Source organism: Idiomarina seosinensis (genome assembly GCF_003987275.1).
Taxonomy (GTDB): Bacteria; Pseudomonadota; Gammaproteobacteria; order Enterobacterales; family Alteromonadaceae; genus Idiomarina; species Idiomarina seosinensis.
Genome location: NZ_PIQF01000002.1, coordinates 75991 through 102868 on the forward strand (window position 1 = coordinate 75991; position 26878 = coordinate 102868).

The window sequence follows — 26878 nt, forward strand, 5'->3', positions numbered from 1 at the left end:
TATGACTGAATCATGTCCGATGAGTTAAAAATATGCAAGTGTATCGGCGCGAAAAGTGAGGAAAATGACGCTGCCTTTTATCAGAGTTTTAATACAGGCAGCGTCTTAACAGGCAGGAGAAGTGCGATTACAGCTTTTGCTCTAATTCTGGCAGCACTTCAAATAAATCAGCGACTAAGCCATAGTCGGCAACCTGAAAGATGGGTGCTTCTTCGTCCTTATTAATAGCAACGATGATTTTAGAGTCTTTCATGCCCGCTAAATGCTGGATAGCGCCGCTGATACCGACAGCAATATACAACTGAGGGGCGACAATTTTACCGGTTTGTCCAACTTGCATATCGTTCGGTACAAAGCCCGCATCAACCGCAGCTCTTGATGCGCCAACCGCAGCACCGAGCTTATCAGCGATATCTTCAAGCAGTTTGAAGTTCTCGCCATTTTGCATACCGCGGCCACCGGAAATAACGATTTCAGCCGCGGTCAGATCAGGCCGCTCTGACTCAGCCAGCTGTTCGCCGACGAACTCAGACTTATCGTTATCAATCGCATTATCAATACTTTCGACGTTACCACTACCGCCTTCGGCCGCCACAGCGTCAAACGCCGTTGCACGGACAGTGATGACCTTAATCGCATCTTCAGACTGCACCGTGGCAATCGCATTACCTGCGTATATCGGACGCTTAAAGGTATCGTCACTTTCAACGGAGATAATGTCAGATACCTGGGCTACATCCAGCAGCGCCGCTACGCGTGGCATAAAGTTTTTACCCGTTGTGGTGGCCGGCGCAAGCACATGGCTATAACCCTTGCCCAATTCTGCAACCAAAGCACCCACGTTTTCGGCTAACTGATGCTCATAAACAGCATTGTCGGCCAATAATACTTTGCTGACGCCTTCGGCTTTGGCGACATTTTCTGCAACTGTTGAACAACCCATGCCAGCGACCAAAACGTGAATATCACCACCAATTTTTTGTGCGGCTGCCAAGGTCTTCAGCGTTGCCGGATCAACGGCGTTATTGTCGTGTTCTGCAACTACTAAAATACTCATAGTACTTTGGCCTCGTTTTTCAATTTTTCGACAAGTTCATCGACGTCAGCCACTTTCACACCTGCACTGCGTTCTGCCGGTGTCTCAACTTTAAGTAACTTAACGCTGCGCTTAACTTCGACACCTAGATCGTCAGTGCTGATAGTTTCCAGAGGCTTACGCTTGGCCTTCATAATGTTTGGCAACGAAGCGTAACGTGGCTCATTAAGGCGCAAGTCGGTAGTAACAATGGCTGGCAGGTTCAGTTTAACCGTTTGCAGACCACCATCAACTTCGCGCGTGACGTTAATAAAGCCGTCACCCACTTCTACTTTTGATGCAAAAGTACCCTGCGGCATACCAGTTAATGCACCCAGCATTTGTCCGGTTTGGTTGTTATCCGAGTCGATCGACTGTTTACCCAGTATTACCATATCCGGGCCTTCTTTCTCGACCACACCTTTTAAAATCTTGGCTACTGACAGCGAGTCCGGCATATCATCGGTCTCGACTTGAATAGCGCGGTCAGCGCCCAACGCCAATGCAGTACGCAGTTGTTCCTGAACTGCTTTAGGCCCAATCGACACCACCACAACCTCATCCGCTGTACCCGCTTCTTTAAGCCGTACCGCTTCTTCTACCGCGATTTCGCAAAACGGGTTGAGGGCCATTTTGACATTGGCCAAATCGACATCTGACTGATCTGGCTTAACGCGTACCTTGACGTTGTAGTCAATAACGCGCTTCACCGCGACAAGTATCTTCATGTTAACTTCCTTTTGTTGGAACTTTTGTAAAAGTTACTCTTGTGATTTGCTGTTAGATAGTCGTTATTATCCTTAACTAGCATCGATCTCACAAGTTATGCGACAATTTAGTTTATCGAATGTAAGGGAGAGTTTACGTTTTGAACTGGGAACAGCAATACCGCCGCTTAGTAAAACTATCACGAGAGCTCTCTCCATACCCGGACTCCGCTAAGGATGACGAGCACCTTGTCAGCGGTTGCGAGGCTAAGGTCTGGTTATACGTGGACAATTCTGATCCGGATGCGGTGGTGATTCGGTTTGATAGCGGATCGCGCATTATTAAAGGTCTGTTAGCCTTGATTCAACAACGCTTAGACGGTAAGCCCCAACAAGCTATCCGGCAATTTAATATCGATGCTTTATTTCGCGAAGAAGGCCTCGAAGGCCACCTAACCCCCTCACGCACAAACGGCCTCACCCAGGTCGCCCGCGAGCTTTCGCGACGGGCTTGATTGACGGGGTGGCCGATGACCTCCTGCCCCTTCGGCGAGCCGAAGGCTACCCACGATATGAAGGTGTTTTCCGGTAGCCGTGGGCATTGGTGCATTTAACACCGATGGTTGTTCAAAAACGGGATTCTGAGGGATCGCAGATGCCGGGTGGAGGTTTTTTTATCCGCACCGAGGATGTCGGGTGAAGGTGCGACGGATCCGATCATCGGGGTAACCGATGACCTCCTGCCCCTTCGGCGAGCCGAAGGCTACCGACGATATGAAGGTGTTTTCCGGTAGCCGAGGGCATCGAGATTTTAACACCGACCTTGGTTCAAAAAGCAGCATCCCCAGCCATCCTGGATATCGTTCAGATCGTGGGTAGCCATCGGCTTGCCGATGGGGCGGAGCCATTCGTGTTCCTCGGCGGCCGCTATGAAATACCGCTATTCGCGTCCACGATGCCGATTTTTATCGGGTATCACAGCCGACGTAAGATAACGGCGACGGCGTGCATGGCGAAGCTGCAGGTGACGGTCATGGCGGCGCCGAAGCCGCTGGAGCAATTCATGGGTGCGCTCCCGCTACCGGGCTTTTGCAGGGTAACTTCTCCGGCTTGCTCGCCACTGACGATGGGATAGCGCAGTTGCTCCTCGGAATATATGCAGTCGACACCCCATTTGCGTTTGGGGTTCTTTGAAAAACCATAATTACGGCGTAGATCGGAACGAACCTTGGCTAATAATGGGTCCTGTTTAGCTTTGGCCAAATCTGAGACCCGGATTTGAGTGGGATCGATTTGCCCACCAGCGCCACCACAAACCACCAGTCGTATTTTTCGACGTTTACACCAGGCCACCAACGCCGCCTTGGTTTTAACACTATCAATGGCATCGAGCACAGCATCGGCGCCAGTCAGGTGTTGATCAAAATTGTCCGCTAATAAAAAGTCATCAATAACGGTCACCTGGCATTGAGGATTGATCGCCTTAACACGCTCAGCTAGCACTTCTGTTTTTAGTTCCCCTACCGTATCGAAGGTTGCTGGCAACTGGCGGTTGATATTACTGACGCAAATATCGTCCAGATCGATGAGAGTAAGCTTTCCGACGCCACTGCGCGCCAGCGCCTCAACTGCCCACGAGCCAACACCGCCCAGGCCAGCCACCACAATATGGGTTTGGGTAAAAGCAGTTAATGCGGTTTTGCCGTAAACACGTTCGGTACCGCCAAAGGCTTCTGCTGTTTTATCGCTCACGAACCTGCTCACTCACATCATAAAGAATTAAACACACCTGATAGACCTCGCCGCGGGTATTATGCAGCGGAATAATAGTCAGATTTTGATACATCCACTCGCTATACCCGCTGACCGGCCGACTGTTGCGAAAGCGAAACACATAAGGCCGCTGTTCCCAGGTAATAAATACCCGTGCATCAAGCTCCCAGACTCGCTCTACTTTGCGCTCCAGCCACGCCTGATCGACTTCAGGGCACATTTTAAATAGGTTTTTATCGCGCACCTGACTGGGCCGCAGACCGCTGTGGTTCTGCATAAACTCATTCCACATATTAATCCGATAGTCCCTGTCCAGCACGACGATGCCGACATCAATCGCACCGAGGATACTCATTTTGGCGTGCAACTCATCCATTTCGGTCATGTTAGTCCTCCTGCCCCGCCAGCCAATGTGCTAATTGCTGATCAAGCACTTTAACAGCGTCAGCCGGGAACAATAACAGTAAATCAAAACCTACCTGATGTTGCTGCAGTTGATAACCAATTTCGATGGCCAGAATATTTTGCCAACGCTGCTCTGACTCTTTCAACAGTTCGCTAACCGCTTTATGTTCACCCAACAACACAGGTTGTGAGGCGGTAAAGTCGACATGTAATTGTTGCCCTAGACCATTCAGGCAAGCCGACGAGATAATAGAAGCAATATCCATTAGTGCTTCTATTCGTTGCTGCCGTAAAGAGCCACTAAGCTGACTACCTAATAGCTGGCAGACATCGTCAATCGATGTGTCACTAAATAAGGTGAGTGCTTCGCCAAGAATACCGCTGCCCGCAAAGCCCTGGCTAATGGCTGACACGCGTTCAGTGTTGTCGATAGTTTGCAGCGCCATATGTAATTCCGACGGAGCAATAAAATTGACATTAGGCACCGGTAATTCAATAAAAGTATCTAAAACTCGCGCTAAATGGTCACCAGCCTGGCCCATCGCCACGTTACTGACTTCGCGATAAACATCCAGCGGATTCTCGGGCTGGTCTTGTTGCTCGTCCACCAGTTGCAAGTGACCGGAAGCTGGCTGGTACAGACCGAACTGCTGCAACAACTCACGCAGTTCGCCACCTCCCATCGGCTTTTTCACGAACGCCATGGCGCCCAACTCTGTAACACGACTATGAGCTTGTGGCTGAATGTCGCCGGACACCACAATCACCAGACACTGAAGCTGCTGCTGTTGAATGGCTTCTAATGTTTGGTAACCATCCATCACCGGCATATTTAGGTCCAGGAACAAGACTTCGGCGTTACCGGCCTTGACTCGATCTAATGCCTGCTGCCCATGCTCAGCCTGATAGACTTGAGCATCCCAATCCTTAGGCAGGGTTCGTAGTAATTGCTTGCGCGCCATCCCTGAGTCGTCGCAAATAGTGACTCGCAATGTCATAACTTTCTCTATACTGCAAACGGATATTTAATCGGCGGGTGAGACTTATAATCGCTGACTGAAAAGTCATCGCGACTGACCCAGGTCTCAATATCCTGCAACGATTTAATTGCTGGATTAATGGTCAACTTTGGCGCCGCATAAGGCTGCCGCTTAAGCTGTACATCACGCATCTGCGATAGCTGGTTCTCATAAATATGGGCGTTAACAATTTTATGGTACGCCATGCCCGGCTTGTGACCGGTGATTTGAGCCACCAGCGCCAGCAACACAAAGCACTGTATTTGATTAAAATTAAGACCTAGCGGCACATCGCAACTACGCTGGTAAGACGTTAAGTGCAGAGTATCGCCTAATAACGAAAACGTGTGTGTGTGCATGCACGGGCGCAGACATCCTAGCTCAAATTCGCCGGGGTTATAAAAGCTGATAATTTCGCCTCGATCATCGATTCCTCGGGTTAAATTATCGATAACTTTTTGCAGCTGATCTAAGTGGCTACCATCAGGCTTTTGCCAGGAGCGTCCCTGCACGCCATAAACCCTCCCCATATCATCTTCGCCTTTACGGTGAGGATTATTCAGCCACGCCTGGTTTTCGTTGGCATTAGCATTCCAGGTGTTACAGCCTATCTCGCGAAACTGGGCTGCGCTGTCATAGCCTCTTAAGTAGCCTAATAATTCTGCTATCGCGGCTTTGTAAAAGCTTTTTCGGGTAGTAATTAGCGGAAACTCGTTATTGCCAACATCATATTCCAGATCGGCATTTACAACCGTTAGGCAATTAATTCCCGTACGTTCATTATTAACCCACGTACCTTGTTCAACAATGCGGCGGCAAAGCTCTAAATATTGATGTTCAGGGCGATTAATCATAACTGCTCAGCCTGCTGTTTTTTGCCCGCGTTAACAATTAACGCAATACCCAAGATAATCATTGGTATGGTCAACCACTGACCCATGGACATACCGAGGGATAGCAACCCAAGATGGGCATCTGGCTCACGGAAAAACTCGACGACAAAACGTGCTACGCCGTAGCCGAGCAGAAATAATCCACTGACCGCGCCGACTCCACGAGGCTTTTTCTGATACCACCACAATAAGCCAAATAATAACAAACCCTCGAGTATAGCCTCGTAAAGTTGTGACGGATGACGCGGAACAGGGCCACCACTCGGGAACACGATTGCCCAGGGCACGTCTGTTGAGCGGCCCCATAGTTCGCCATTGATAAAGTTACCGATACGGCCGAAAAATAGCCCCATCGGTACCAGCGGTGCGATAAAGTCGCTGACCTGTAGAAACTTCCGTTGCTTAAAGCGGGCGTAAAGATACATGGCGCCAATGACACCGAGCAGGCCGCCATGGAATGACATCCCCCCTTCAGTGATCATGAACAAATAAAGAGGATCCTGAATAAAGCGTTCAAATTGATAAAACAGGACGTAACCAAAGCGACCGCCGATAATAACGCCTAAAAAGCACCAAAACAGTAAATCCGAGAACTGCTGTTTATTCCAATGCTGACTGCGTTCAGCCTGACGATTACCCCACCAATAGGCAAACGCAAACCCCGCCAAATAGGCAAGCCCATACCAACGAATAGCAAGTGGGCCAAAACCAATGATAACCGGGTCTATTGCTGGAAACTGCCAAAAATCCGTCGGGGGCACTGTTCTCTCCTACTTTATTAATAAGTTAATAGCGACCACCACTAAAAAAGCGGCAAAGAAGCGACGTAATAATTTAATCGGCAATCGGTGCGCCAATTTTGCACCGACCGGGGCCAGTAGTACCGAAGCCATCGATAGAGCAACCCAGGCCTGCACATTAATTAAGCCTAATGCACCATCGCCGGCGTTAGACACCCAGCCACTGACAATAAACATGACCACCGAACTACAGCCAATAACGAAGCTGCCCAGCGACGAGATCGCTATCGCCTGATGTACCGGTAGCCTAACTCGTTGCAAAAATGGCACCGTAAGCGCACCACCACCAATACCGACCAACCCTGACAAGGTACCAATCGCTGTTGCCCCTACTGCCAGCAAGCGTTTTGATACTGTTGTCTTAGGCTCGCCCTCAGGAACTGGCACCAACATACGAATCGATAATACCACTAACACCAGCGCGAAAATCACTTTCAGCCAGTCCGGATTGACGACCGTAACCAGATAAGCCCCAAGCACAGCACCAACTGCTAGCCCTGGCAGCACTCTAATTAACCAAAAGTTATCCAGCAAGCCGGTGCGCGCGTGTGTTAGTGCTGCCGATGCAGTGGTCATACAAATCGTTGCTAAGCTGGTTGCGATGGCACTAGGCACCACCAGCTCTGGACTGACCCCAACAATTGGCAGCAAGTAAATCAATAACGGAACCACCACCAAACCACCGCCGATACCAAGCAATCCAGCCAGCAGCCCCGCCAGAGCGCCGCCCCCCAAGTACCAAAGCCAAAGGCCAAGTTCCATCTTATTTACCTGCCCTTACAAAGCCACCGAGCCCAATACTTTCCATTTTATTCGAAATCATTTTTCGAATCTGTTCGGGATGTCGAGCTTGCAGTGCTTTTGCCAACATAACCTGCAAGGTACTTGAGCGGACGTTGCGTAAGATCCAACGCACTCTATCGATGTTATAGCTGTTCATACTGAGCTGACGATAACCCATTGCCACCAATAGCAAGGCTCCGCCTGGATCGCCGGCCAGTTCACCGCAGACGCTGACTGGCTTACCCAGTTCCTCACACCGCCGGGCGATTTCGTCGAGACTGGCCAATACCGCGGGATGGTAGGCATCGTACAAATTTGCTACGCGTCGGTTATTACGGTCCACCGCTAGCAAATATTGCGTCAAATCGTTAGAGCCGACGGAGAAAAAGTCGACTTTACTAGCCAGTGCAGGTAACTGATAAATAATCGCCGGAACTTCTATCATCACACCAAGCTGCGGCTGCACGAGATTAATACCGACCGCACACCCCTGCTCTTCAGCCACTTCAAAATAGGCCTGTTTAATTAGCCGCGAGGCTTCTTCGACTTCGCTAACACTGGTCACCATTGGCAGTAAAATACGTAAATTACTACGACCAATACTGGCGCGAAGCATGGCTCGTACCTGCACCAAAAATATTTCCGGATGATCGAGTGTTAGCCTAATGCCGCGCCAGCCTAAAAAAGGATTGTCTTCTTGCAGCGATAAATACGGTAAGGGTTTGTCTCCGCCAACATCAAGCGTCCTCATCACCACTGGCTTATCGGGAAACTGCTCCAGCACTTCGGTGTACATCTCGACCTGCTCATCTTCGGTCGGCAACTGGTCACGCATCATAAAAGGTATTTCAGAGCGATACAGACCAATGCCATCGATGTTCAGTCCTTGTAAATAGGACTGTTTCAGATCTAACCCAAGGTTCAGGTGTAAACTGACACGTTGGCCGTCCTGAGTTTCGGCGGGCAAGTGCGCATGTTGGCTAACAACCTGCTTAAGTTCTTCTTCCTCTTCAGCCAGGTGCTGGTATTGCTCTCTCACCTGAGGTGGAGGGTTTATGTATATTTCTCCGGTGTAGCCATCAACAATCAGCTGCTTCTCAGCAAAAAAGTGCAGTTCGATGTCATCCACACCAAGCACCGCTGGTATACCCACGCTCCGGGCCATAATAGCTGCATGAGAGTTGCTCGACCCCCGCAGCGAAATAATACCTGCGATCTTTTCCTGAGGTAACTCAGCCAGCATTGACGCTGTCACTTCATCGGCAATTAAGATGCCATCTTCGGGAAATTGCCGAGCCTTGCGCTGTCGTTTTTGCAGGTGCAGTAAAACTCGCTGACCAATGTCGCGCACGTCGGTGGCACGCTCGCGCAAATAGGAGTCGTCCAGAGCTTCAAACTGGTCAATAAACTGCTCAACTACATGCTTCAGTGCCGTTTGCGCACGCCAGCCATCGTTGATCATTGACTCAACAGCATTACCCAGGCTGGCGGCGTCCAGCATTCCCTGATAAACATCGAATATCGCCAGAGTGTCATCCGGCACTTGTCCCAACATCCGTTCTGACAGATGTTTTAAATCGGCTCTGGTCCGCGCTACGGCCTGTCGAAATTTCCGAATTTCATGTTGGGGTTTGTCTGTGCGCTGCGGCGATATTTCTTTAAGTGTGACTTCCGGTCGCGATACATAAGCATCACCAATAGCCACTCCGGGCGAACCGGGCAGTCCTTGCAAACTATGAATCCAGGGCGAGTTTTCGTTGGCCAGCAGGCCTTTAGAGCTAGCGTGTGCAATAACCACTGCTAACTGAGCAGCCAGTGTCACTACAAAGGCTTCTTCTTCTCGGGTAAAGCTTCTAGCCTCACTTTGGTGGACCACGATAATACCCAGCACTTTACGCCGGTGAATAATCGGTGCTGCTAATAACCCTCGGTATTCCGATTCATTCGTTTCTGTCAGTTTTTTGTTGGCTGGATGCCGACTGGCGTCGGCAATATTCAGTGGTTCTTCTCGCTGTGCCGCCAACGAAATAATGCCTTCACCAAAATCGACTCTGACTTGCTCACCCTGCGCGGCACTGAGTCCATCACTGGCGGTCATAACAAACTGATGAGTATCGTCATCGGCAATAAACACGCTGCAGCTATCTGTACCCAGAGCTTCTCGAACTTGACCCACCATCGTATGCAGCGCCAGCTTAAAATCTGGCGACTTATTGACGGTTTCTACGATTCGCTGCAGTGTTATCAACATAACTTAGCGTCTTCGTTTATTAGCACGGTGGTGACGTGACGAGCGTCCGCCGCTGGAAAAAGGCATCGCGTGACTGACAAATTCTTTCATCACACGCCGATAGACATCGCGCTTAAATGACACTACCTGCCGCACGGGGTACCAAAAACTGACCCAGCGCCATCCGTCAAACTCCGGGTGACCGGATTTTAATACGTCAACGTCTTCCTCACGGCATTTTAGCCGTAATAAAAACCATTTTTGCTTCTGACCAACACACATGGGCCGTTGTTCGCGTCGAATAAGCCGTTTTGGCAATCGGTAGCGCAACCAGTGACGGCTGGTGTACAGAATTTCAACCTGCTCTGGCTTTAACCCGACCTCTTCCCAAAGTTCGCGGTACATCGCCTGTTCAGGAGTCTCGCCGTCATCAATTCCACCTTGTGGAAATTGCCAGCTGTGCTGGTTAATTCGGCGAGCCCAAAATACCTGCCCATGCCCGTTACAGATGACGATTCCCACATTTGGCCGGAATCCTTCTGCATCTATCACTCGAGCATCCTCAATTATTCTCTGTTAGCATTGATTTTTCCATAAAGGCCCGCGTTGGGCAAACGATTTACGGGTAAATATGACAATGGCTCTTTCTCGTCCTGACACCATTGATGAATTATTTGAGCGCGCCAGTGCTCTGGCTGGCCAGCGTTTTGCTGATCTGGCGGCAAACGCGCGGCTACCTATTCCAAAAGATCTGCGCCGCGACAAAGGGTGGGTTGGGATGTTACTTGAACATTATCTGGGCGCCACCGCTGGTTCAAAACCGATTCAGGACTTTCCGGAACTGGGCGTTGAGCTCAAGACCCTGCCCGTCGACGCAGCCGGTAAACCGCTGGAAACTACGTTTGTTTGCGTTGCTCCCTTAACTCAGCTTGATGGAGTAAACTGGAACACCAGTAATGTGCGTAATAAATTACAATGTGTCTTATGGTTACCCATAGACGGACGTCGTGAAATACCGTTGGCCGACCGAGTGGTCGGTAGTGCGTTTATCTGGCAGCCATCGGCTGAGCAACAGTTGGTACTGCAAAATGATTGGGAAGAGCATATGGACCGGATAGCGCTGGGTCAGGTCGAGTCGATAAGTGCACGCCAGGGCACGGCCCTACAAATAAGGCCTAAAGCCGCCGACGGTTCCGTAGTAACCGACGCTATTGGTCCTGATGGTGGCCTAATAAAGGTACGCCCACGCGGTTTTTATCTGAAAAAGAGCTTTACTGAACAAATTATCCAACAGGTGTTCAATGCAATTTAATGTCACTCCATACGCCAAGCGTAACGCCATTGCCTTTTGTGGCATCGGACTATTGTCGTTGGTGCTACTTATGTTTATTCATTTAGTGCTGGAGCAGGTACCTACCGGTATTACCGTCATTTTTGGAGCCACTGCTTTCATCTTTATGCTGTTGGGAGTGGGTAAACTGATTGAGCCACCGGTGTCGTTGGTCATCACTCCTGATCAGATTCGTTACTTGCATCGGCGTGGCAGTTGGGAAATCAGCTGGGACAATATTATCCGTTATGACGTTCCTCGTTTGAGCCGTATTCTGGACTTGGAAGATGCGCCATTCTTAGGCTTTCGTCTGTACAATGTAGACGAAGTACTGAACTCGATATCACCACGTCTGGCGTCTGCCTTATTGTTTGAGCAACGTCAGCTGCTAACTATGGCATTGCGTCATGAACGCCCTGACCAAAACGACTATTCTCAATATTTTGATATTCCCAATCAATACGTCAGTCCCTCAGGTACAGTTTATAAGGGTCTGATTGCATCTTTTGGCTTACGCATGGAACAAATGCGTGACCTGTTAGGTTATGACCTGTATGTCAGTGCAACGGCGTTGGATAGGGAGGTCTATGAGTTTAAGGCGCACCTACAGAAATTGCAGGCCAGCCGCAATGAAGCGACTGACGCTACTCCGGACTAATCATACTGTGGAATCGTAAAGGCTTCTATCTGAGGCCGCTGAAAGTAGTAACCCTGCATTAACTCAACACCGCTATCGCGTAGGTACTTGTATTCATCTTCGGTTTCTACGCCCTCGGCGATTAACAAAATGCCTAACTCTTCAGCCAGACCGTGCATTGCTTTGAATAAGGCCTGTTTAACACGATCTCGATGGATATCGCGAACCAGCTTGATATCCATTTTTAAAATATCAGGCTGGAAATCTGCCAATAAGTTGAGTCCCGCATAGCCTTCGCCAAAATCATCAATAGCAGTTAAAAAGCCGTGCTTACGATATTCTTTAAAGATATCGACCAAGAAATCATTGTCTTTTACCCGTTCGTGCTCGGTCACCTCAAAGATAATTCGCTCACGCGGGAACCCCGTTTTGCGTGCGGTTTTTAAGGTTTTCGACAAACAGGTCTCAGGATCGTAAATGGCATTTGGCATGAAATTTATGCTCAACATCGACGGCAGTTCGATTGCCGATGCTGTCTCTATTGCCCGCATCCGACAGGTTTGATCAAAAGTGTATTTGTTGGCTTCAGTAACGCGCGATAGAACTTCACCAGCCCCTTCACCGTTACTGCCACGGACCAAGGCTTCGAACGCAAATACGTCCTTGGTTTTAACATTTACGATGGGCTGAAAAGCCATTTTAATATCAAAACCCAACGGGGTCTCGCAATCACATGATGGGCACGCCGCCATTTATTTCCTCCTCGCTCGTGCTCAATTTATAAACACGTTACTGTATGAAACGAACATTATACACACGAAGATCAATTTAACACTTTAGAAAAAATAGGATTGCGCTAATCTAAAAATAGTGGCATTAAGCGACTGGATTTTCTATTTGCTGGAGATTTTGATGCAAACATTGGGATGGAAAGAATGGGGGTCGCTTCCGCAACTGGGTATCGAACGTATTCGCATGAAAGTAGATACCGGTGCCAAGACCTCCTGCTTACACGCCTTTAAATTAGAGCCTTTTGAACGCGATGGACAGCAATGGCTAAACGTTTATATGCATCCTCATCAGGACTCATTGTATGAGCATTCGTTTCAGGTTCCTGTCTACGAACAACGTGAAGTTACCGACTCTGGGGGACATACCGAGGTCAGGTATGTTATTCGTTCACAATTAAAACTCGGCAAGTTTGACCAAACCGTCGAATTAACGTTAACTAACCGGGACACCATGAAATTTAGAATGTTGCTTGGCCGACAAGCTATGCGTCATAACTTTATGGTTGATCCGGCAGCCGCCCACTTACTAGGAGAATAGCCATGCGAATTGCCATTTTATCGCGCAACAGCAACCTTTATTCCACTCGCCGTCTGGTTGAAGCAGCCCATGAACGCGGCCATGATGTGGACGTGATGAATCCGCTAAGTTGCTACATGAACATTAATGCGCGGGAAAACTCAATTCACCGGCATGGTAAAGAACTGCCTCACTACGACTGTGTGATCCCACGAATTGGCGCATCGATCACTTTTTACGGTACGGCCGTATTGCGCCAGTTCGAGATGATGGGTACCTACCCACTTAACGAATCCGTAGCAATCTCACGTAGCCGTGACAAACTGCGTTCTATGCAGTTACTGTCGCGCAAAGGCATTGGTTTGCCGATTACCGGCTTTGCTGATCAACCCAAAGACATTCCCGATCTGATCGACATGGTCGGCGGCGCGCCTTTGGTCATCAAATTACTGGAAGGTACTCAGGGCATTGGTGTTGTGTTAGCAGAAACAGCCCAGGCAGCAGAAAGCGTCATCGAAGCTTTCATGGGTATGAAATCGAACATAATGGTGCAGGAATACATTCGCGAAGCCGGCGGTGCAGACATCCGCTGCTTTGTCATTGGTGATAAAGTTATCGCCTCCATGAAGCGTCAGGCGAAAGAAGGTGAGTTTCGATCTAACTTACACCGAGGCGGTAGTGCCAGTCTGGTAAAACTTACCCCTGCCGAGCGTCAAACGGCAATAAAAGCCGCCAAAACGATGGGCTTAAACGTTGCCGGTGTCGACATCTTACGCTCTAATCATGGACCGCTGGTCATGGAAGTTAATTCTTCGCCTGGGCTGGAAGGCATCGAATCAGCCTCTGGCAAAGACGTGGCCGGACAGATTATTACTTTTCTGGAAAAAAATGCAAAAGCGCATAAAACGCGCACTAAGGGTCAAGGTTAATGGTGCCGCGCAGCCCCAGTCGCAAGCCAGTTACTGCTTTTGAACTGGCTGGAGAGCGAATCGAGCCCGGCTCACACCAGCATATTCTGTTACCGGCGGTGCGGCTTTATAACGACGCGCCGTTGGATCTTCGCATTGATGTGTTTCACGGCACCCGGCCAGGTCCAGTTATGCTGCTGTGTGCAGCCATCCATGGTGATGAACTGAACGGTATTGAAGTGTGTCGGCAAATAATTGACCAGACCGACGCATTGAAGCTGCATGGCACGTTAATTGTGGTTCCCATCGTTAATCTATTTGGTTTCATTCAGCAGTCCCGTTATTTACCGGATCGGCGCGACCTTAACCGTTGTTTCCCCGGTTCTGAACGCGGAGCCTTAGGCTCACGCATGGCGTACTTGTTTAGCGAAGAACTGGTCAAAAAATCGACTCACGTATTGGACCTTCATACCGGCGCAATTCATCGCAGTAATTTGCCGCAAATTCGTGTTGATGTAGAAAACCAGTCAGCTCTGGACATGGCAAAAGCCTTCGGCTCGCCGGTTATTCTGCATTCGAAAGAGCGAGATGGCTCCTTGCGCGCTTTCGCAAATGAATTGGGTATCCCGCTGATTTTATATGAAGCGGGCGAAGCCTTGCGCTTTGATGAGTCTTGTATTAACGCTGGTGTTACTGGTGTGCAGAACGTTATGAAGTACTTAAAAATGCTTAAAGGACGACGTAAAGGCAAGCGAATTACACCCGTTATTGCCCGCCGCTCGACCTGGGTACGGGCGGAGAAAGATGGCTTAGTATTACGCAAAGTTGAGTTAGGCCAGACCATTCAAAAAGGCCAGGTATTAGCACATAGCGTCAGTCCTCATGCAAAAGGCGCCGACGTTATTAGTTCACCGGTACGGGGAATTATTATTGGGTGCAGTAATATTCCTGTAGCAAATGAAGGTGAAGCGCTATTTAACGTCGCCCAGTTTGAAAAGGAAGATATTTCGGAGGCCACCGAAGTGGTTGGCTCCTTCACCGAAGAGTTTGACAATAAAACGAACTAATGAATACCGCTATCGATTTTAATCAGGGCTTGCGTCACTGCGATAATCAACTCAGCATTTTTAGCGCTGTACTGGAACAATTTCGGCAGCAATATAAACTGGGTCTCAACATCCAGTCGATGTTGAATGATGCTCAGTACGCGCAACTTCAATTGCATACACTAAAGGGCTTAGGAGCAACCATTGGTGCGCAACAGTTAAGCGCAGGAGCGCTAGGTGCGTATCAAAATTGGTCAACGCTGGAGCCGGATGAGCGACAAAAAAACCTGTTAACACTCGAAACTCGGTTACAGCAAGTGATACAACAAATTGATCTGTATCTAAATAGTAATTTGTCGTTAAAAAATTAACCACAGACGGCTTATTTTTCGATAAACTGAGCCGATATAACAATAACTATAAAACATTTAACAGGTGTTATGTCTGGTAAGCCGTCCGAAAACGTTCGCTTGCAGCGTGATGGGAACGATATTTATGTCTTTATTCCGGCATCGAATAAATCCATCAAGCCAGAGCATTTAAAACAGGCCTTTCAGTTGTCTGAGTTTGCCAGTGCGCGACTGTTGGACACCAATATTTTTGAGGCCGTTGCCAAGCATTTTTCTGAGTGGTTGCAGCGTGAACAATCCCCTGAAAAAAATTACAGCGAAGAAATCGCCCAGGTTATCGACGCTGAACTGTCAGTTACCTTAGACGATGACGACATGCAGGCCACCGCTGAAGTAACCACCCCATATGGTGGCGAACCAGTTAGTCGACCGCAACTACTAGCAGAGTTAAAAGCTTGCGGCATATCCACCGGGATCCAGCGCAGTGGTATCGATCAGGTTTTACAGCATTGCATTGAGGCGCCTCCCGGCACCACTATTGAAGTTATTATCGCTCGTGGACGTCCGCCTAAAAATGGTAAAAACGCCCGCTTTGAACGATTAGTTGAGGATGCCAGGCAACGGGTGCTGCGGCCGCAGGAGCGGGCTGACGGTACCGTTGATATGCGCGACCTCGGCAAACAAATAACCGTTGATGTCGGTGACCCGTTGATGCGCCGCCTTCCGCCGGAGGGAGGCCGTGACGGTTTTACCGTTAAAGGCGAAAAACTGCTGGCCGAAGCGGGTGATGACCAGGCGTTGGTTGAGGGGCAAGGATCGCAGTTCAGTGAAGAGCAACCGGATATACTGATCGCAACAAAGCGCGGGATGCCCTGGTTTACTCACAACTCGGCCAACGTAGACGATGTTTTGACCTTAAAATCCGTTGATGTTTCTACCGGCCATGTCGACTTCAAAGGCTCGGTTATTGTTTCGGGTAGTGTTACTGAGGGAATGCGCGTTACTTCCTCCGGCGATATTACTGTCGCCGGATATGTCGATTCCGCTGAGCTAAGAGCAGGTGGCAATATCACCGTGCGTAAAGGCTGTATTGGACACATCTCTAAAGAAGACGAACAGCTGGTATTAGACAATGAAAATTTTATACCAACACTGTCCAGCAAATTATCCAGCGAGGGATCCATTTGGTGTGCCTATGCACAATATGCCTATCTGGAGAGTGGCACCGGGCTAACTGTCGATAAACAGCTAACTCACTGCCATGTTATTACCTCGGGTCAGGCAGAAATAGGCGGTAATGATAAACAAGCCAGAGGAAAAATTATTGGTGGTACTTTTGAAACCTGTGCTCCGGTATTTGCTGGTCAGCTAGGCGCGCGAGCAGGCACCCGAACCCGTTTTGTGTTATCACCTCCGCCCGCGGACGAGCAAACCTTAGATGCACTCTCTAGCCTGACCGAGAGCTTTAAGTCGACGTTGAACAAACTAAAACGCCTGCAACTTGGATTAAAACGCTGTCAGGCGTTAGAAGATGACAGTAAACGAAAACAGCATAGCCAAACACTGATTAAGGCGATTCGCATAGAGCAAAACAAACTAAAGGCTTGCAAGGACGACATTGCGGTCATTAAAGCAAGTACCGAAAATCACCCCACGCTTCGGGTTATAGCCGGAAAAGAAGTCTTCCCGGGCGTTAAATTTGTCTACAACAATAAAAAGCTGCAGATGAAAGAACGGCGTGGTGGTACACTCTTTATGCTTCAGGATCATCAATTAAGAATGGATATTTTACGCTAACCTATGCCTGCACAAACAACCTCTCAGGCGGTCGCCAAACTATTACAGCGGCAGCCTCAGCAGCCGTGGTTATTTGATCAACAAGACGGTCATCCACTGCTGGTTATAAACCCCGACGGTCAAGCGTTGACCGACCTGCCCGCTGCTGCCTGGTGTTTCCATGCCGGTCACGCACAACACTGGTCAGTGCATTACTGCCAACCTGAGCCGCCAGCATTAGAAAGTTATCAGGGAGTGTTGTTAATTGTCGCTAAAGAGCAGCCGCTTAACCAATACGTATTGCAACAGCTATTATCGTTGGCACCAGGCCGTCCTATCTGGTTAGCTGGCGAAAAACGAGGTGGTGTCGCATCATTGGTCAAAAAGCTTCCAAAAGGCTACCAAGCGGCACAAAAAGTTGCCTCTGGTAATCACTGCCAGCTTTATCAAACCAGTATTTTGGAGCCAACCACAGCGCCGCCACTAGACAGTTATTTGCACTCAGTCAATGTAGAGCTGCCTGATTGTAAACTGCAGCTACAAAGCCTGCCCGGTGTATTCAGTCGCGAGCGACTTGATGCCGGTACCGAGCTATTACTTACTGCATTGCCGGCCAAATTACCAGGACCGATTACTGACTTTGCCTGCGGCAACGGCGTAATTGCGGCGGTGCTGCAGCAACGCCAACAACCGCAATTAACTTTAACCGATGTTAATCCAATGGCAATTGCCGCCGCGCAAATTAATTTAACCGGGGCAAACTGTACATTTTACCTCAATGACGGATTGCCTGAAGAATTACCACCGCAGAACTGCATCGTCAGCAACCCGCCCTTTCACACGGGTCTAAAAACAGATTACAGTATTGCTCGTCAGTTCATTCAAAGTGCTTATGCTAAGTTGCGAAATAAGGGTCAGCTCTACATCGTAGCGAATCGATTTTTACCCTGGCCTGACGCTATTCAGCAGGTGTTTGGAAACTGCCAGACAATTGCTGATAACGGTAAATTTTGTGTTTACCATGCACACCGCAAGTAATCGAAGGGCAGCGTCATTTAACGGGTGCAGATCACTTAACCATTTGATAACATGTCGCTATAAATTAACGGACTGATTACGCCGGTTTCCATGCAGACGATCTCCCTAAAACGCGGACTCATTGCAGTTGTTTTAATTGTAACAACGGCAGCGTTGGCTGTGGGCTTCAGCATTAATGTAATCAGTCAGGTATCGCAATACAAAAATTCAATGGTCGCGCGCGTTTCTTCCTATGCAAAAATCGTCGCCGGCAACGCCACCGAGAGCGTGGCACTAAACGACAACAATGATGAGTCACAGCGGTTAGCGCCATTATCCCATAGTAAATTTGTGCAACATGTCCATATCTACCGGGTTGATCCTGGTAGCGGCGAGTTGTCTTTCTTTTCCAGTTACAACAAGGAAGGTTTAGCCCCAATTCCGGCTAAATTTTCTAAAGTTGAGCAACTTACAACGCCAAATATCAAAGACGCCTACATCGAGGTTTCTGAACCCATTATTTTAGATAACTCGGTGATTGGTTACGTTTATCTGCGCGGCGCTACCAGCGAAGTCCGTTTATTTATGTGGCGGGCCATCGCGATTGCCGTTGGCGTATTTCTAATAACCCTTATCGCTTGCTGGTTAATCACCCTGCAGTTGCGACAACGGATTAGTCGCCCCCTTGACCGCATTGTCGATATAGCCAGCCAAATCGCGCGCGACAAGAATTACACGTTACGAGTGCCAGACTCGACCATTGCTGAATTTAATGATCTGGCCCAGTCACTCAACATCATGCTCGAGCGGATTCAGCATCAGATAACCCGACAGCAAAGAGCAGAACGCGAAGCAAGCCAGTTAAATGCAGAACTTGAACAACAAGTGACCCAGCGTACTAAGGCCCTGCGTGAATCCAATCAGGAGTTACTGGCGACACTGGAGCAGTTGCACCAATATCAAGGACAGTTAGTCGAATCGGAGAAAATGGCTTCACTGGGTGATATGGTAGCGGGCATTGCACACGAAGTTAATACGCCGATCGGACTGTCGGTAACCGCGTCGACGCTGTTGCAGGACAAGCTTGCAGTGATGCAGGAGAAGTTCGATGAAAAACGTATCTCAACCAATGAGTTTGCCCGTTTTCTGGATGACTGCGGCGAGAATTTAGCCATTATTTATCGCAACCTGAACCGTGCGGCAGAATTGGTAACTAGCTTCAAGCAGGTGGCCGTTGACCAATCCTCAGAGATTGACCGAACCATCGAAATTAGAACTTTTATGCACGATGTGCTGACCTCGGTAAAACCCCGACGTTTGGACCATGAGAAATTTCCAATTAATGTTCATTGCCCTGAGCAGCTATCGGTGACCACTAAACCAGGTCCGCTCAATCAAATACTTATTAATTTAATTATAAATTCAATGATACACGGCTTCGACGGCAAAGAGTCTGGTACTATTGATATCAATTTTGAGATGGTCGGAAGCGAACTCGAGATTACCTATCGAGATGACGGCAATGGGGTGCCCTTTGATATTCGCCGCAAAATATTTGATCCCTTCGTCACCACCAAACGCGGTTCCGGCGGCAGTGGTTTAGGCTTACACTTAGTCTATAATCTGGTGACTCAGGTGCTGGGAGGGAACATTCACTTTTTCAGTGAAGAGAAACACGGTGTTGAATTTATCGTCCGATTCCCGGTAACGGTCATTAAAACATCGAATAGATAACGACAATCGATCGCATTTACTCGGCTTTCGCTTGAAAAATTTTGAACGAAAGTCATAATATGACGTCAACAACCTATAATTATTCGTCAGCGCTAGCAGGTTTTACCAGGATAGACGCTAGCCTACTATTTGCCAGGAATGCGGAACGCTATGAACGCCAGATTATTAATTGTGGAAGACGAGGTTGTCACCCGCCAAACGTTAACCCGCTTATTTCAACAAGAAGATTACGAAGTTTTTGACGCGGCTGATGGCCTGCAGATGGAAAACATTATGCGCCAAGAGCGCATCGACGTGGTCATCATGGATGTTAACTTACCCGGTAAAAATGGATTGGAACTAGCGGAATCGCTGCGTGAACGGGACAATATCGGCCTTATCTTTTTGACCGGACGCGATAGCGAAGATGACCGCTTGCTCGCGTTAGAGTTAGGGGCTGATGATTATTTAATTAAACCATATAACCCTAAAGAACTGACTATTCGGGTGCGCAATTTATGCCGCCGTATAGAAGCTTCACGCAACAGTAACCCGGTAGAAACTGACAGTGTTCAATTCCATTTTCATGGTTGGTGCCTGAATAGCGATAGTCGCTGCCTATATTCACCTGATAATCAAATGTTTCGGTTACCAAAAAGTGAATATCGGGCTTTAGAATTATTCCTAAATAATGCGGGACGCATTTTGGATCGCGAAACATTGGTTAAACGAATGCTCGACCGTGAACTGAGACCGAACGACCGGACCGTCGATGTCGCCATTCGCCGTATCCGTCGTCATTTCGAATCGCACCCGGAAACTCCTAACCTAATCACCACGATACACGGTGAAGGTTACCGGTTTATTGGAGAGGTCACGCAGGAAGCTCAATGAGCTTCCTCGTCCAGCCATTGTTGCAGCTGTTGACGGTGGGGGATGACTGAATCTGCCCATTCAATCAACAGCCGCTCTGCCTGTGGCCATTCCCAGCTTTCTTTTTCCAGCTGTTCCATTAACGCCGCCAGTTTGATCAAACCGACCGAGTTACAGGCTCCTTTTACTTTGTGCGCCTGACTGCGCAGCTGCTCTTCATGTTTTTGTTTAGCGGCCTCGTGCAATAAATTGGCGTAGCTTTGTATTATTTGATCAAAGGTTGTAAGCGTCGACTTTAACCCCTCGTCCCCTAAACTTTCGCGGTACTGAGTTAATAATTGCTTATCCAGAATTTCTTGCTGCGCCATTATTGCTGCTCCTTAAAATCCAAAATCCTATCGTGTGCGTAAACTTTGATTCAGTCAACCGATACTGATAATCGATTAATTCTGATTAAATTTTAGCTTCGGGAATGAAATCATCCATGCATCTACGATACAATAGCGGATTCGACAGTTATGCTTGATACTTTACAAACAGATCGGAGTTCTAAACGAATGCCTAATAGCATGCCCGACGTAGCTAACCAAAGCCAGGCGCAGACCGAAGGTACCCTGGATTGGGTTGGCATGAGCAATATTGAAGTGCCTCTAATGGTCGCCGCTTCTGATGCCGCTGAGCGTCCAGTTGCAGCTCATGTGGAGGCATTCGTTAATTTAAAAGACCCGAAGACCAAAGGCATTCACATGTCGCGTCTTTACTTGTTGCTGGATAAATTGTCGACTGACGGTGAACTTAGCCACGCGTCGCTGAAGCAACTACTGCTCGACTTTATTGAGAGCCACAACGATATTAGTGATCAGGCCTTTATTAAGTTTGATTTCGATTATCATTTACGCCGTGAGTCTTTAATAAGCCGCAAAAAAGGCTGGAAAGCTTACCCGGTTACTCTAACTGGTCGCTATGATGCGGGTAAACTCTCATTGGAACTGGCAGTAGACGTACCTTACTCATCGACCTGTCCATGTTCAGCCGCTCTGGCTCGACAGCTGATTCAAGAGGCCTTTGTTGATAAGTTCTCTGATCAAGAGGTGGTGGACAAGGCGACTATCCATGAATGGCTTGGCTCAACTGAGGGAATCGTGGCAACGCCTCATAGTCAGCGTTCAACCGCGCAAGTTAAAGTAAAGCTATCGGAAGAACTGGAAGAATTTCCGATTGTCGCGCTTGTCGACGCCGTTGAAGCGGCCTTAAAAACTCCGGTTCAAGCAGCCGTTAAGCGCGAAGATGAACAAGAGTTTGCGCGTCTGAATGGACAAAACTTAATGTTCTGCGAGGACGCCTCACGCCGACTGAAACATCAGCTTAACCAAATGCCAATTTTTAAAGACTTCTGGCTACGCGTTAATCATTACGAATCGTTGCATGCTCACGACGCGGTAGCTATCGCGACAAAAGGCATCGAAAGTGGTTACCGCTCCTAATTTCTAATAGCGACAAAGACGAGGCCCAGTCACTTAAAAGGTACTGGGCCTTTTTTATGGCATGCCCTTTGCATTTAATTTGATACAAAGTTTGATCTGTCAATTTTTTGCTGAGGTGAGTTATGGAATTCGTGCTTTTATTATTTGTTGTGGTGTTAATTGCCGTAGCGCTTATCGCCAGCCGCATGTCTGAAAATTACGTGCCCTACCCGTACAAGCTGAAAGATATGAGCTTTTGTACACCCCAGGAAGCACAGTTTATGACGCTACTGGATAAAGCGGTTGGCAATGATTTTCGTATTTTTACTAAAGTACGCTTAAGTGACATAGTCGCTGTTAAGAAAGGTGTTTCCGGCAGTGTTCAGAAAGACGCACAGAACAAAGCCAATCAACGCATTCTAGACTACGTGCTATGCGATATCGAAACCATGGAAATTAAAGGCGTTATCGAACTAGAGCCAGCGACTAGTAACCTGCAGCAACAAAAACGTAACCTGTTTTTAAAGAATACTCTGGCCGCTGCTGGTCTTCCGTTCTTGCGCTTTAAAGCCAAGCCTGGTTATCGAGTTGCTGACCTGCACGACTACATTCACGGTAAAATTCGTCAAGCAGAACATATCCGCGCAGCGACACCTACCACCTCGCACGATCAGGACAGCAAAGATTCACAGCAGTCGTCGCCAGTTGCCGCGTAAGCCAATTTTCGGCATTATGAGGCAATGAGTGCGAATCACTGGTATGAATTTTTAACCTCCTCCTGGGTACTGGCGGCTCTGGCCTTATTGCTGGAGCGTTGGTTACCCTGGCCGGAACAATGGCATCCACTGGCCATTTTCCGGCTATTTGCCAACTACCTGCAATACAAAGTTAATAAACCTGGCTATGCCGCTAATCAACAACAAGTTGCAGGGTGGTTGGCTTTAATCACCTTATTAGTTCTTAGTTTAACCCCCACCGCAATCGTTATTTATGCTGCTGAATTTTCACAAATTATTGGCGCATTAGTATTGTTAGCTTGTTTGCGACAATCGAACTACCTTAAAACTCTGGATAAGGTGCATAGACTCGCCACTAAGAGGCAAAAGGGTGCCGCTCGTGCCTGGCTAGCGCGCATTGATTATCGCGACACTCATGAGCTTAGCTTGCACGGGCTTGCAAAAAGTACTCTGGAATTAAGAGCCCTTAGCATTCTTCATCACCGGATGGTGCCGATTAGTGCATTTCTAATCGGCGGCCCTATCTTATGTCTGGGATTAAGGCTAGTTACCGAGTTAAGTCAGCTCTGGCCAACTGAGCAACGTCGCTATCGTCATTTCGGACTGGCGACACGCGCGGCTTATGCCATGACCGTTTGCTGGGTTACCGCTGTAGTGGCGCTGCTAGCGTCGGCTTTATGCGTTGTTAAACCATGCCGCAAACGCCTGTCCCTACAAGCGACTCAGGGCTGGCTCTGGACCACTGGCTGGTGGCTGGATTCACTCAGTCGTCTGCACAACGTTTCATTGGGTGGCCCGATTAAAACTCAGGGAGTAAGAATCGCCCGACAGCGCTTCCCGGGGCGGCCTGCTGAACAGGTCTGGCAGGCTGCGGCGGCGGCCATCATGCGCTGGCAGTGGTTACCAACAATCATCGTAACAACGGGTATTGTCCTGTCGTACATTTATCGACCCTGAGATTCAGTTGGTATATAATATGCGCCTAATTAACAACCCTAAATAGCTATGAAAACCATTGACGTAATTGGTATTGGCAACGCGCTGGTAGATCAAGAGTTCGAAGTGTCGGACGAGTTTCTGCAGCAGCATCAGTTAGAAAAGGGCATGATGGCCCTAATTGAAGAGCAAGACCAAAACAGATTAATCGCTGAATTGAGTAAACTTGGTGATTTGAAAAAACAATGTGGCGGTGGTTCAGCGGCCAATTCACTGGTAGCCTTTGCCCAATTTGGCGGTAACGCTTTCTATTGTTGTAAAGTCGCCGACGACGAAGCTGGTCAGTTTTATCGACAAGATCTAGAACAGGTTGGTATTCGTACTAACCTTGAGCAACAACAGCACCCCGGTACTACCGGTCGTTGTCTGGTGATGGTAACTCCTGATGCAGAGCGCACGATGCGAACGCACCTGGGTATTACCGCCGATTTATCTACTGCCGAACTGGATCGGGACGCTATTGCTGCTGCCGAGTACCTCTATATCGAAGGGTATTTGATTACTTCGGAAATTGCCCGTGGCGCTATTGCTGAAGCAAAGCGCGTCGCTCGTGAAAACAATACCAAGTTGGTGATGACCTGCTCTGATCCAGCGATGGTCAAATATTTTCGCGATGGCATTGACCAAATACTTGATGGCGGTGTCGACCTAATGTTCTGCAACCGTGAAGAAGCCGAATTATTGACCGGTGAAGCCGATCCAGAAACAGCGGCTAAAGCTTTGTTAAAACTAGCTAACACGGTGGCAATTACATTAGGCAAAGACGGTGCATTAATCGTCGATAACGAGCGTCAGGTTCATATACCCGGAGTAAAAGTTAAGGCCGTTGATACTAACGGAGCAGGCGACATGTTTGCCGGAGCCATGTTATACGGATTAACCCAGGGCATGTCGTTGGCAGATGCCGGCCATTTGGCCAGTCATGCTGCTGCTGAATTAGTGACTGAGTTTGGTGCACGTCTCGATAAAGAGCGCCAACAACAACTGATTAAACGCTTATTCAATCATTGAGAGAGCTATTATGAGTTTGAACGATCCAAAGCACACTGACTATAAAGTCGCGGACATTAGTTTAGCCGACTGGGGCCGCAAAGAAATCGCGATTGCTGAATCTGAAATGCCAGCGCTGATGACTATTCGCCGCAAATATGCCGCAGAAAAGCCGCTGCAAGGGGCTCGCATTATTGGCTGTATTCACATGACGATTCAAACGGCTGTCCTAATTGAAACGTTGTTGGAACTTGGCGCGGAAGTGCGCTGGTCATCGTGCAACATCTTCTCCACTCAAGACCATGCTGCCGCAGCAATGGCTGCAGCCGGTGTTCCTGTTTTTGCCTGGAAAGGCGAAACCGAAGAAGAATATGAATGGTGCCTGGAGCAAACCTGTCATAAAGACGGTAAGCCTTGGGACGCTAATATGATCTTGGATGACGGTGGCGACTTAACGTTAATGATCCACGACAAGTTCCCACAGATGTTAGAAAAAATTCATGGCATCACTGAGGAAACCACCACCGGTGTTCACCGCCTGCTGGACATGTTGGAAAAAGGTACACTTCGGGTTCCTGCTATCAACGTGAACGACGCGGTGACGAAATCTAAGAACGATAACAAGTACGGCTGTCGCCATTCGTTAAATGACGCGATAAAACGCTCCACTGACCACTTGATGTCCGGCAAAAAAGCCCTCGTCATTGGTTATGGGGATGTTGGCAAAGGTTCTGCTGCCAGCTTACGCCAGGAAGGCATGATCGTTAAAGTGTCGGAGATTGATCCAATTTGCGCAATGCAAGCCTGTATGGACGGATTTGAAGTTGTCTCTCCGTACATTGGTGGCGTTAACGATGGCAGCGGCAGCACTATCGATAAGGCGTTGTTAGAAAATACTGACCTACTGGTTACCACCACCGGCAACATGGATGTCTGTGACCGCCACATGCTGGCCGCGATTAAGTCGACGGCGGTTGTCTGCAACATTGGTCATTTTGATAACGAAATTGATACTAAGTTTATGCGCGATAACTGGCGCTGGGAAGAAATTAAACCTCAGGTTCATAAAATTTACCGCTCGGACGACGACAAAGATTATATCCTGTTGTTGGCCGAAGGCCGCTTGGTAAACCTGGGTAACGCGACCGGTCACCCAAGCCGTATTATGGACGGTTCTTTTGCAAACCAGGTATTGGCACAACTGCATCTGTTCGGACAAAAATTTGCTGATATGACTTTGGAACAGCAAAAAGAGTACTTGCGCGTAGAGGTACTACCTAAGCAACTGGATGAAGAAGTAGCTCGTTACATGGTCCAGGGTTTTGGTGGCGTTATTACTAAGCTTACTTCTGAACAGGCAGGCTACATCCATGTTGACGTGGATGGCCCGTTCAAAACTGATGAGTATCGCTACTAATGATAGATAACGACATCGTTTATCGCGAAATAACGGCTGCCGATTCGGCGGCCGTTATTGATTTAGCTAACCAGGTTCATGGCGACAATTACCTAAATAGCGAATCGTTGGCAGCACTGCTAGAAGGCGGCACTGTTGGTAACAAAAAGCTTAATTTCTTAGCCGAGAAACAGGGGAAAGTGGTTGGCGTACGTTTGACGCTAGCGCCCGGTAACTGGTCTATTGACCAAGCCTGCACGCCTGAGGAATGGCCCGTTGAACCCGAGCATATTTGTTATTTTAAGTGTGCAGCAGTTGCCGAAAGCGCTCGCGGCTTAGGTATCGGCAAACAGCTTTTGCAAAAAAGTATTAATGCCGCAGCAGACCTTGGCTGTCGCGCTGGACTTGCTCATATTTGGCTGCAAAGTCCGGCAAACAGTGCTTATGAATATTTTTCCCGGTGTGGTGGCGTGCTGGTTAATCGCCATCCCGATCGTTGGTTACAAGCTTCCCTTGAAGACGGCTACTACTGCCCTGTTTGTGATGGCAACTGTCGTTGTGACGCGGGCGAAATGATTCTGATGTTTGATACTTAAGTGTTATGTATGATCCGCTTAGTGATAAACATTTGCCCCCAGCGCAGCATGCCGTAG

The 26878-nt window shown here is 48.5% G+C and carries 29 protein-coding genes; 17 read left to right on the forward strand and 12 right to left on the reverse strand.

Features of this window, described 5'->3' with window-relative positions:
* Nucleotides 1–127 precede the first annotated feature (127 nt).
* Both CWI81_RS06680 and CWI81_RS06685 read right to left on the reverse strand, forming a co-directional pair.
* Entirely contained in the window at nt 128–1057 is a 930-nt protein-coding gene (locus CWI81_RS06680; RefSeq protein WP_126784540.1) for an electron transfer flavoprotein subunit alpha/FixB family protein, read from the reverse strand.
* A complete protein-coding gene (locus CWI81_RS06685) occupies nt 1054–1803 on the reverse strand; it encodes an electron transfer flavoprotein subunit beta/FixA family protein (RefSeq protein ID WP_126784541.1) in 750 nt (249 codons plus the stop codon). Before CWI81_RS06685 ends, CWI81_RS06680 begins: the two co-directional genes overlap by 4 nt.
* 140 nt (nt 1804–1943) lie before the next feature.
* On the opposite strand from CWI81_RS06685, the gene CWI81_RS06690 reads away from it, so the two are divergent.
* Complete coding sequence (locus CWI81_RS06690; RefSeq protein ID WP_126784542.1) at nt 1944–2297, forward strand: SufE family protein; 354 nt, start codon at nt 1944–1946, stop codon at nt 2295–2297.
* Between the two features lie 460 nt (nt 2298–2757).
* Here the strand turns inward: CWI81_RS06690 and tcdA are convergent, their stop codons facing one another.
* The 8 genes from tcdA to rppH are packed head-to-tail and all read right to left on the reverse strand — an operon-like array spanning nt 2758 to nt 10237.
* Nucleotides 2758–3534: a tRNA cyclic N6-threonylcarbamoyladenosine(37) synthase TcdA gene (gene tcdA / locus CWI81_RS06695; RefSeq protein ID WP_126784543.1), complete on the reverse strand. Its 777-nt coding sequence runs from the start codon at nt 3532–3534 to the stop codon at nt 2758–2760.
* Nucleotides 3524–3940, reverse strand: a complete 417-nt coding sequence (locus CWI81_RS06700) for a PAS domain-containing protein (protein ID WP_126784544.1) — start codon at nt 3938–3940, stop codon at nt 3524–3526. The genes tcdA and CWI81_RS06700 overlap by 11 nt, the downstream gene beginning before the upstream one ends.
* Nucleotide 3941: 1 nt before the next feature.
* Nucleotides 3942–4958 (reverse strand): response regulator, encoded by a 1017-nt coding sequence (locus CWI81_RS06705; RefSeq protein ID WP_126784545.1) that lies wholly within the window; start codon nt 4956–4958, stop codon nt 3942–3944.
* 8 nt (nt 4959–4966) lie between these two features.
* Complete coding sequence (locus CWI81_RS06710) at nt 4967–5833, reverse strand: thymidylate synthase (RefSeq protein WP_126784546.1); 867 nt, start codon at nt 5831–5833, stop codon at nt 4967–4969.
* Nucleotides 5830–6633, reverse strand: coding sequence for a prolipoprotein diacylglyceryl transferase (lgt, locus tag CWI81_RS06715; RefSeq protein ID WP_126784547.1), 804 nt, complete (start codon nt 6631–6633; stop codon nt 5830–5832). The genes CWI81_RS06710 and lgt overlap by 4 nt, the downstream gene beginning before the upstream one ends.
* A 9-nt stretch (nt 6634–6642) precedes the next feature.
* A complete protein-coding gene (locus CWI81_RS06720; protein WP_126784548.1) occupies nt 6643–7434 on the reverse strand; it encodes a sulfite exporter TauE/SafE family protein in 792 nt (263 codons plus the stop codon).
* Nucleotide 7435: 1 nt separating this feature from the next.
* A complete protein-coding gene (gene ptsP / locus CWI81_RS06725) occupies nt 7436–9706 on the reverse strand; it encodes a phosphoenolpyruvate--protein phosphotransferase (protein WP_126784549.1) in 2271 nt (756 codons plus the stop codon).
* A gap of 3 nt (nt 9707–9709) precedes the next feature.
* Nucleotides 9710–10237, reverse strand: coding sequence for an RNA pyrophosphohydrolase (gene rppH / locus CWI81_RS06730; protein ID WP_126784550.1), 528 nt, complete (start codon nt 10235–10237; stop codon nt 9710–9712).
* Nucleotides 10238–10316: 79 nt separating this feature from the next.
* Between rppH and mutH the strand changes: the two genes are divergently transcribed.
* Both mutH and CWI81_RS06740 read left to right on the forward strand, forming a co-directional pair.
* Nucleotides 10317–10997: a DNA mismatch repair endonuclease MutH gene (mutH, locus tag CWI81_RS06735; RefSeq protein WP_126784551.1), complete on the forward strand. Its 681-nt coding sequence runs from the start codon at nt 10317–10319 to the stop codon at nt 10995–10997.
* On the forward strand, nt 10987–11673 hold the full coding sequence (locus CWI81_RS06740; RefSeq protein ID WP_126784552.1) for a DUF2982 domain-containing protein: 687 nt from the start codon (nt 10987–10989) through the stop codon (nt 11671–11673). The genes mutH and CWI81_RS06740 overlap by 11 nt, the downstream gene beginning before the upstream one ends.
* Here CWI81_RS06740 and CWI81_RS06745 read toward each other — a convergent pair.
* Nucleotides 11670–12404: an EAL domain-containing protein gene (locus CWI81_RS06745; RefSeq protein ID WP_126784553.1), complete on the reverse strand. Its 735-nt coding sequence runs from the start codon at nt 12402–12404 to the stop codon at nt 11670–11672. The two genes, CWI81_RS06740 and CWI81_RS06745, sit on opposite strands and share 4 nt — an antisense overlap.
* 160 nt (nt 12405–12564) lie before the next feature.
* Here CWI81_RS06745 and CWI81_RS06750 point away from each other — a divergent pair, with 160 nt between their 5' ends.
* The 8 genes from CWI81_RS06750 (at nt 12565) to CWI81_RS06785 (ending at nt 20664) form a co-directional block, all read left to right on the forward strand.
* Nucleotides 12565–12981 carry an ATP-dependent zinc protease family protein gene (locus tag CWI81_RS06750; RefSeq protein WP_126784554.1) on the forward strand — a complete coding sequence of 139 codons (417 nt, stop codon included), beginning with the start codon at nt 12565–12567 and terminating at the stop codon, nt 12979–12981.
* A 2-nt stretch (nt 12982–12983) separates the two neighbouring features.
* Nucleotides 12984–13889 carry a 30S ribosomal protein S6--L-glutamate ligase gene (gene rimK / locus CWI81_RS06755; RefSeq protein ID WP_126784555.1) on the forward strand — a complete coding sequence of 302 codons (906 nt, stop codon included), beginning with the start codon at nt 12984–12986 and terminating at the stop codon, nt 13887–13889.
* A complete protein-coding gene (locus tag CWI81_RS06760) occupies nt 13889–14935 on the forward strand; it encodes a succinylglutamate desuccinylase/aspartoacylase family protein (protein ID WP_126784556.1) in 1047 nt (348 codons plus the stop codon). The genes rimK and CWI81_RS06760 overlap by 1 nt, the downstream gene beginning before the upstream one ends.
* On the forward strand, nt 14935–15285 hold the full coding sequence (locus tag CWI81_RS06765; RefSeq protein ID WP_126784557.1) for an Hpt domain-containing protein: 351 nt from the start codon (nt 14935–14937) through the stop codon (nt 15283–15285). Before CWI81_RS06760 ends, CWI81_RS06765 begins: the two co-directional genes overlap by 1 nt.
* 69 nt (nt 15286–15354) lie before the next feature.
* On the forward strand, nt 15355–17061 hold the full coding sequence (locus CWI81_RS06770; RefSeq protein WP_126784558.1) for a DUF342 domain-containing protein: 1707 nt from the start codon (nt 15355–15357) through the stop codon (nt 17059–17061).
* Nucleotides 17062–17064: 3 nt separating this feature from the next.
* Nucleotides 17065–18078, forward strand: a complete 1014-nt coding sequence (locus tag CWI81_RS06775; protein WP_126784559.1) for a class I SAM-dependent methyltransferase — start codon at nt 17065–17067, stop codon at nt 18076–18078.
* Nucleotides 18079–18168: 90 nt separating this feature from the next.
* Nucleotides 18169–19791 carry a HAMP domain-containing sensor histidine kinase gene (locus CWI81_RS06780; protein ID WP_126784560.1) on the forward strand — a complete coding sequence of 541 codons (1623 nt, stop codon included), beginning with the start codon at nt 18169–18171 and terminating at the stop codon, nt 19789–19791.
* 150 nt (nt 19792–19941) lie between these two features.
* Nucleotides 19942–20664 carry a response regulator gene (locus CWI81_RS06785; protein WP_157983299.1) on the forward strand — a complete coding sequence of 241 codons (723 nt, stop codon included), beginning with the start codon at nt 19942–19944 and terminating at the stop codon, nt 20662–20664.
* Here the strand turns inward: CWI81_RS06785 and CWI81_RS06790 are convergent.
* The gene (locus tag CWI81_RS06790) at nt 20658–21011 is read right to left on the reverse strand and encodes an Hpt domain-containing protein (RefSeq protein WP_126784562.1); all 354 of its coding nucleotides are present in this window, start codon (nt 21009–21011) and stop codon (nt 20658–20660) included. The two genes, CWI81_RS06785 and CWI81_RS06790, sit on opposite strands and share 7 nt — an antisense overlap.
* Before the next feature lie 189 nt (nt 21012–21200).
* Here CWI81_RS06790 and folE2 point away from each other — a divergent pair, with 189 nt between their 5' ends.
* The 6 genes from folE2 (at nt 21201) to CWI81_RS06820 (ending at nt 26821) form a co-directional block, all read left to right on the forward strand.
* Nucleotides 21201–22127, forward strand: coding sequence for a GTP cyclohydrolase FolE2 (gene folE2, locus CWI81_RS06795; protein WP_126784563.1), 927 nt, complete (start codon nt 21201–21203; stop codon nt 22125–22127).
* Nucleotides 22128–22249: 122 nt separating this feature from the next.
* On the forward strand, nt 22250–22822 hold the full coding sequence (locus CWI81_RS06800) for a DUF2726 domain-containing protein (RefSeq protein WP_126784564.1): 573 nt from the start codon (nt 22250–22252) through the stop codon (nt 22820–22822).
* A 24-nt stretch (nt 22823–22846) separates the two neighbouring features.
* Nucleotides 22847–23800 (forward strand): cobalamin biosynthesis protein, encoded by a 954-nt coding sequence (locus CWI81_RS06805; RefSeq protein WP_126784565.1) that lies wholly within the window; start codon nt 22847–22849, stop codon nt 23798–23800.
* Between the two features lie 48 nt (nt 23801–23848).
* Entirely contained in the window at nt 23849–24850 is a 1002-nt protein-coding gene (locus CWI81_RS06810; RefSeq protein ID WP_126784566.1) for an adenosine kinase, read from the forward strand.
* Nucleotides 24851–24860: 10 nt separating this feature from the next.
* Nucleotides 24861–26246 carry an adenosylhomocysteinase gene (gene ahcY / locus CWI81_RS06815; RefSeq protein ID WP_126784567.1) on the forward strand — a complete coding sequence of 462 codons (1386 nt, stop codon included), beginning with the start codon at nt 24861–24863 and terminating at the stop codon, nt 26244–26246.
* Entirely contained in the window at nt 26246–26821 is a 576-nt protein-coding gene (locus CWI81_RS06820) for a GNAT family N-acetyltransferase (protein ID WP_126784568.1), read from the forward strand. The genes ahcY and CWI81_RS06820 overlap by 1 nt, the downstream gene beginning before the upstream one ends.
* Nucleotides 26822–26878: the final 57 nt, after the last annotated feature.

Excerpts from the sequence above, each read along its gene's own strand:
- CWI81_RS06680 (WP_126784540.1), bottom strand. The coding sequence starts at position 1,057 with ATGAGTATTTTAGTAGTTGCAGAACACGACAATAACGCCGTTGATCCG.
- CWI81_RS06685 (WP_126784541.1), bottom strand. The coding sequence starts at position 1,803 with ATGAAGATACTTGTCGCGGTGAAGCGCGTTATTGACTACAACGTCAAG.
- CWI81_RS06700 (WP_126784544.1), bottom strand. The coding sequence starts at position 3,940 with ATGACCGAAATGGATGAGTTGCACGCCAAAATGAGTATCCTCGGTGCG.
- CWI81_RS06705 (WP_126784545.1), bottom strand. The coding sequence starts at position 4,958 with ATGACATTGCGAGTCACTATTTGCGACGACTCAGGGATGGCGCGCAAG.
- CWI81_RS06710 (WP_126784546.1), bottom strand. The coding sequence starts at position 5,833 with ATGATTAATCGCCCTGAACATCAATATTTAGAGCTTTGCCGCCGCATT.
- CWI81_RS06720 (WP_126784548.1), bottom strand. The coding sequence starts at position 7,434 with ATGGAACTTGGCCTTTGGCTTTGGTACTTGGGGGGCGGCGCTCTGGCG.
- ptsP (WP_126784549.1), bottom strand. The coding sequence starts at position 9,706 with ATGTTGATAACACTGCAGCGAATCGTAGAAACCGTCAATAAGTCGCCA.
- mutH (WP_126784551.1), top strand. The coding sequence starts at position 10,317 with ATGACAATGGCTCTTTCTCGTCCTGACACCATTGATGAATTATTTGAG.
- CWI81_RS06740 (WP_126784552.1), top strand. The coding sequence starts at position 10,987 with ATGCAATTTAATGTCACTCCATACGCCAAGCGTAACGCCATTGCCTTT.
- CWI81_RS06745 (WP_126784553.1), bottom strand. The coding sequence starts at position 12,404 with ATGGCGGCGTGCCCATCATGTGATTGCGAGACCCCGTTGGGTTTTGAT.
- CWI81_RS06750 (WP_126784554.1), top strand. The coding sequence starts at position 12,565 with ATGCAAACATTGGGATGGAAAGAATGGGGGTCGCTTCCGCAACTGGGT.
- rimK (WP_126784555.1), top strand. The coding sequence starts at position 12,984 with ATGCGAATTGCCATTTTATCGCGCAACAGCAACCTTTATTCCACTCGC.
- CWI81_RS06760 (WP_126784556.1), top strand. The coding sequence starts at position 13,889 with ATGGTGCCGCGCAGCCCCAGTCGCAAGCCAGTTACTGCTTTTGAACTG.
- CWI81_RS06765 (WP_126784557.1), top strand. The coding sequence starts at position 14,935 with ATGAATACCGCTATCGATTTTAATCAGGGCTTGCGTCACTGCGATAAT.
- CWI81_RS06770 (WP_126784558.1), top strand. The coding sequence starts at position 15,355 with ATGTCTGGTAAGCCGTCCGAAAACGTTCGCTTGCAGCGTGATGGGAAC.
- CWI81_RS06775 (WP_126784559.1), top strand. The coding sequence starts at position 17,065 with ATGCCTGCACAAACAACCTCTCAGGCGGTCGCCAAACTATTACAGCGG.
- CWI81_RS06780 (WP_126784560.1), top strand. The coding sequence starts at position 18,169 with ATGCAGACGATCTCCCTAAAACGCGGACTCATTGCAGTTGTTTTAATT.
- CWI81_RS06785 (WP_157983299.1), top strand. The coding sequence starts at position 19,942 with ATGAACGCCAGATTATTAATTGTGGAAGACGAGGTTGTCACCCGCCAA.
- CWI81_RS06790 (WP_126784562.1), bottom strand. The coding sequence starts at position 21,011 with ATGGCGCAGCAAGAAATTCTGGATAAGCAATTATTAACTCAGTACCGC.
- folE2 (WP_126784563.1), top strand. The coding sequence starts at position 21,201 with ATGCCTAATAGCATGCCCGACGTAGCTAACCAAAGCCAGGCGCAGACC.
- CWI81_RS06800 (WP_126784564.1), top strand. The coding sequence starts at position 22,250 with ATGGAATTCGTGCTTTTATTATTTGTTGTGGTGTTAATTGCCGTAGCG.
- CWI81_RS06805 (WP_126784565.1), top strand. The coding sequence starts at position 22,847 with ATGAGTGCGAATCACTGGTATGAATTTTTAACCTCCTCCTGGGTACTG.
- CWI81_RS06810 (WP_126784566.1), top strand. The coding sequence starts at position 23,849 with ATGAAAACCATTGACGTAATTGGTATTGGCAACGCGCTGGTAGATCAA.
- ahcY (WP_126784567.1), top strand. The coding sequence starts at position 24,861 with ATGAGTTTGAACGATCCAAAGCACACTGACTATAAAGTCGCGGACATT.
- CWI81_RS06820 (WP_126784568.1), top strand. The coding sequence starts at position 26,246 with ATGATAGATAACGACATCGTTTATCGCGAAATAACGGCTGCCGATTCG.